This window comes from Alcanivorax profundi (assembly GCF_003597125.1).
Classification (GTDB): domain Bacteria; phylum Pseudomonadota; class Gammaproteobacteria; order Pseudomonadales; family Alcanivoracaceae; genus Alcanivorax; species Alcanivorax profundi.
Map to the genome: position 1 here is coordinate 1 of NZ_QYYA01000077.1, position 540 is coordinate 540.

At 43.0% G+C, this 540-nt stretch carries 1 protein-coding gene; it reads right to left on the bottom strand.

Going from position 1 to position 540, the window contains the following annotated elements; genetic code table 11:
* Window positions 1-108: 108 nt before the first annotated feature.
* A partial coding sequence (locus tag D4A39_RS16950) for a glycoside hydrolase family 16 protein (protein ID WP_147393958.1) occupies window positions 109-540 on the bottom strand: 432 nt, incomplete at its 5' end.

The following is a 540-nucleotide window of genomic DNA, read 5'->3' on the forward strand; positions in this document are numbered from 1 at the left end:
AGACAATAAAAAGAGCGAAATTAGAACAAAAGAAAAAGGTCTTAGGAGTAAGTGCAGGTACGACTTCTCCTAAGACCTTATTATTTATATAGTTAAAAAAATCAAGCCTTATTTTTTCTGGAATACTCTCACGTAATCCACCTCCATCTGAACAGGGAGGGCGCTTTCGTCAACACCCTTCATGCCGCCCCAATCACCGCCCCAAGCCAGGTTGAGGATAACATAGAATGGTTTATTGAAAGGCCATGAACCCACATCATTTTTACCGTCATTGTTGAAATTGAGCAGTTCCTTACCATCCACATAGGTCTTGATATAATCAGGAGTCCACTCCAGGCGATAAACGTGGAAACCGTCTTCAGCACCCGCAGTCAGACGCTCCTTGGTAATCTGGGTTCCCATCACGTGATTAAACTTCTCTGTATGGAGCGACGAAGAAGTATAGTTAGGATTAACGCCTACCTCTTCCATAATATCAATCTCGCCACATTTAGGCCAAGGATTTGCTCCGAAATCATTGTTGCAAGGCATCATCCAGAA